We start from the raw sequence: 3962 nt of genomic DNA on the forward strand, positions 1-3962 counted from the left end.
GCCATGGTCGCCCATGCCGTGCTCGACGCGGACGGTCGGCTGCTGTCCGCCGAGCCGGCGATCGATGCGCTCAACCGGCGCGCCGGCGGGGCGATCGGGTTGCCGCTGGCGGTGCCGGCGCTCGCGACGGTAGTCCGCCTCGCGCGGCGACTGGGCATCGTCGTCTCGCGTGCGGCGGTGGTCGCCGATGACGAGGGCGATGTCGAGCTATGGGTGCGCGCACAGCCCGATGGCGACCGCATCCGCCTCGCCGCCAGTGGCTGGCGCGAGCGGCCGGGTTGGACGCCGACCCCCGCCGCACCGGATATCGAGAAGGGCGACGGCTGGCGCTGGGATACCGACGCGGCGTTGCGCCTGACCCGGTTGTCGATCGAGGCGGGCCGGCGGCACGGTTTCGATGCTGTCGCGCTGCTGGGACAGCCGATTACCGCCCTATTCGCGTTGGACGACGAGGACGGGCAGTTGCCGCTGGTCGAGGCGTTTGCCCGGCGCGAGCCGCTCGCCGAGCAGCGTGCCCGGCTGCGCGACGGCGGGGTGGCCATGATCCTGTCGGCGACGGTGTTGAACGACGTCTCGGGGCGGTTTGGAGGGTTTGCGGGGCTGGCGACGCCGGTAGCGATGCCGACCACGGCCGCCCCGGTGCCACCGCCGCTGGCCGACGAGTTCGTCGCCGGCCTCGACCGTGCCCTGCGGCGGCCGCTCGCGCAGATCATCGCCAACGCCGACTCTATCAACGGCGCGACCGACGGCCCGGTCGCTCCCGACTATGCCGACTATGCCGCCGACATCGCTCATGCCGGACGCCACCTGCTGGCGCTGGTCGAGGATCTGGTCGATCTTCAGGCGGTCGAGCGGCCCGGTTTCGCGCCGGTCGCCGATGCGATCGACCTCGCCGATGTGGCACGCCGGGCGGCGGGGCTGCTGGCGGTGCGGGCAAGCGAGGCGGGGGTGATGATCGAGCGACCGCTGCCGGGCGTGACGCTCTGGGCGCGCGGCGATTTCCGGCGGGCGTTGCAGATCCTGGTCAACCTGATCGGCAACGCGTTGCGCTACGCGCCGCGCGGCTCGATCGTGCTGGTCAACGCGCACCGCGAAACCGGGCAAGTGGCGATCAGCATCGCCGACGACGGCAAAGGCATCGCCGCCGCCGATCAGGCGCGGGTGTTCGAGAAGTTCGAACGGATCGACCCGTCCGAGCCGGGCGGCAATGGCCTCGGCCTCTATATCGCCCGTCGGCTGGCGCGGGCGATGGGCGGCGACCTGACGCTGGTCAGCATGCCGGGGGAGGGCGCTCGCTTTACGCTGACCCTGCCGGCCGGGCCTTCACCTGCCAACCCGGCGCGCGGCGAGGATCAGCACTAGCCCGACCACCGCCAGCGCCGCACCGCGATCCGCCCAGGGCCGCTGGTCGAGCATGAAGCTGGACGCTGGCCAGTGAATATAACCGAGCCCCTGGCCGATCCACAGCAGGCCGAGCAGCGCGCACAGCGTGCCGAGGACGACCAGCGCGCGCCGCATCAGCGCTCGCCGACCGCCACATAGGGCCGCTGGGTCGGGCCGTCATACAACTGGCGCGGGCGGCCGATCTTCTGGTCGGGATCGGTGATCATCTCGTTCCACTGCGCCACCCAGCCGACGGTGCGGGCGAGCGCGAACAGCACGGTGAACATCTCGGTCGGGAAGCCGATCGCCGACAGGATGACGCCCGAGTAGAAGTCGACATTGGGGAACAGCTTCTTCTCGACGAAATAGTCGTCCTTGAGCGCCAGCTCCTCCAGCCGCAGCGCGGTGTCGAACACCGGGTCGGAGACGTTGAGCGCGGCGAACACCTCGCGCACCGTCTTCTGCATCACCGTCGCGCGCGGGTCGTAGTTCTTGTAGACGCGGTGGCCGAAGCCCATCAGCCGGAAGGGATCGTTCTTGTCCTTGGCGCGGGCGATGAACTCCGGGATGCGCTCGGGCGTGCCGATCTCACGCAGCATGTTGAGCGCCGCCTCGTTAGCACCGCCATGCGCCGGCCCCCACAGGCAGGCGATGCCCGCGGCGATGCAGGCGAACGGGTTGGCCCCCGACGACCCGGCCAGCCGCACGGTCGAGGTCGACGCGTTCTGCTCATGATCGGCATGGAGGATGAAGATGCGGTCCATCGCCTTCTCGACGACCGGGTTCACCTCATAGGGCTCGGCCGGCACGCCGAACGTCATGCGCAGGAAGTTGCCGGTGTAGCTCAGCGAGTTGTCGGGGTAGAGGAACGGCTGCCCGACGCTGTATTTGTGCGCCATCGCGGCGATCGTCGGCATCTTGGCGATCAGCCGGTGCGAGGCGATCGTGCGCTGCACCGGGTCCTGCACGTCGGTCGAGTCGTGGTAAAAGGCGCTGAGCGCACCGACGACACCGCACATGATCGCCATCGGGTGCGCGTCGCGCCGAAACCCGCGGAAGAAGGTCGCGAGCTGCTCGTGCACCATGGTGTGGCGGGTGATGGTGTTGCTGAACGTCTCCAGCTGGCTTGCGCTCGGCAGCTCGCCGTTGAGCAGCAGGTAGCACACCTCCATGAAGCTCGACTGCTCGGCCAGCTCGCCGATCGCGTAGCCGCGGTGGAGCAGCACGCCTTCGTCGCCGTCGATATAGGTGATCTTGGACTGGCAACTCGCGGTCGAGGTGAAGCCGGGGTCGTAGGTGAAGGCACCGGTCTGGCCGTACAGCTTGCGGATGTCGATCACGTCCGGACCGACGCTGCCGCTCATCGTCGCGTAGCTGAAGTCCTTGCCGTCGAGGGAGAGCGTGGCGGAGTCGGTCATGGCAGCGTCCTTCGCTAGATCTGGTCAGTCATTTGGTCGGCGATCCGGCCCAGGCTTTCCTCGCGCCCGAGCAGCGCAAGAACGTCGAAGATGCCGGGCGAGGTCCTGCGCCCGGTGAGCGCGACGCGGAGCGGCTGGGCGACCTGACCGAGCTTCACGCCCTCAGCCTCCGCTACCTGCCGCACCGCCGCGTCGAGCGCCTCCGTATCCCAGCCGTCGAGCGCGTCAAGCGCGCGATGTGCAGCCTTGAGAACGGCAGGCGCATCCCCGGCGAGGAGCGGCGCGGCGGCGGGGTCGATCGGCAGAGGTCGGATCGCGAACAGGAAGGCGGTGCCCTCGGCCAGCTCGTTGAGGTTGGCGGCGCGGGGCTTCAGGAACGGCATGGCGCGCTCGATTGGCGCGATGGCGTCCGCACGCCCGATCCGCTCCGCCACCAATGCCGCCAGCCGGGCATCATCGGCCTCGCGCAGGTAATGGCCGTTGAGGCTCTCCAGCTTCTTGAGGTCGAAGCGCGACGGGCTCTTGCCGACGCCGGCCAGATCGAACCATCGGATCGCCTCCTCGCGGCCGATGATCTCCGCGTCGCCATGCCCCCAACCGAGCCGCAGCAGGTAATTGTCGAGCGCCTCCGGCAGGATGCCGAGCGTGTCGCGATACGCCTCGATCCCGACCGCGCCGTGCCGCTTGGACAGCTTGGCCCCGTCGCTGCCGTGGATCAACGGGATGTGCGCGTAGATCGGCTCCGGCCACCCCATGGCGCGGATGATCGGCAGCTGGCGGAAGGCGTTGTTGAGATGGTCGTCACCGCGGATGACATGAGTGACGCCCATGTCGTGATCGTCGACCACCACCGCGAGCATATAGGTCGGCGTGCCATCGGAACGCAGCAGGATCAGGTCGTCCAGCTCGGCATTCTGCACCGTCACCGGCCCCTGCACCAGGTCGTCGATCGTCGTCGCGCCCTCCTGCGGCGCGCGCAGGCGGACGACATGGGGCTGGTCGGCCGGACCGTCGCTGCGGTCGCGCCAGGGGCTGATGATGCGCAGCGGCGTCTTCGCCGCCTCGGCCGCGGCCCGCTGCGCGGCGATCTCCGCCGCCGTCATCCAGCAGCGATAGGCATGGCCGTTCGCGACCAGCGCCGCGGCGACCTCGGCATGGCGG

Annotated in this window: 4 protein-coding genes; 1 reads left to right on the top strand and 3 read right to left on the bottom strand. The window is 69.7% G+C overall.

The features are described from left to right. The first annotated feature begins 3 nt into the window (after positions 1-3). Positions 4-1362 (top strand): sensor histidine kinase, encoded by a 1359-nt coding sequence (locus HUU96_RS12740; RefSeq protein WP_174293145.1) that lies wholly within the window; start codon positions 4-6, stop codon positions 1360-1362. Here the strand turns inward: HUU96_RS12740 and HUU96_RS12745 are convergent. From HUU96_RS12745 to gltX, 3 genes are all read right to left on the bottom strand, one after another. Then, a complete protein-coding gene (locus HUU96_RS12745; RefSeq protein WP_174293142.1) occupies positions 1324-1518 on the bottom strand; it encodes a hypothetical protein in 195 nt (64 codons plus the stop codon). The genes HUU96_RS12740 and HUU96_RS12745 overlap by 39 nt on opposite strands. After that, a complete protein-coding gene (locus HUU96_RS12750; RefSeq protein ID WP_174293143.1) occupies positions 1518-2801 on the bottom strand; it encodes a citrate synthase in 1284 nt (427 codons plus the stop codon). Before HUU96_RS12750 ends, HUU96_RS12745 begins: the two co-directional genes overlap by 1 nt. Before the next feature lie 14 nt (positions 2802-2815). After that, positions 2816-3962, bottom strand: a 1147-nt coding sequence (gltX, locus tag HUU96_RS12755) for a glutamate--tRNA ligase (protein ID WP_174293144.1), incomplete at its 5' end; no start/stop codon positions are given.

Source organism: Sphingomonas bacterium (assembly GCF_903644135.1).
GTDB lineage: Bacteria > Pseudomonadota > Alphaproteobacteria > Sphingomonadales > Sphingomonadaceae > Sphingomonas.

Coding starts and splice junctions, on each gene's coding strand:
- HUU96_RS12740 (WP_174293145.1), top strand. CDS start 4: ATGGTCGCCCATGCCGTGCTCGACGCGGACGGTCGGCTGCTGTCCGCC.
- HUU96_RS12745 (WP_174293142.1), bottom strand. CDS start 1,518: ATGCGGCGCGCGCTGGTCGTCCTCGGCACGCTGTGCGCGCTGCTCGGC.
- HUU96_RS12750 (WP_174293143.1), bottom strand. CDS start 2,801: ATGACCGACTCCGCCACGCTCTCCCTCGACGGCAAGGACTTCAGCTAC.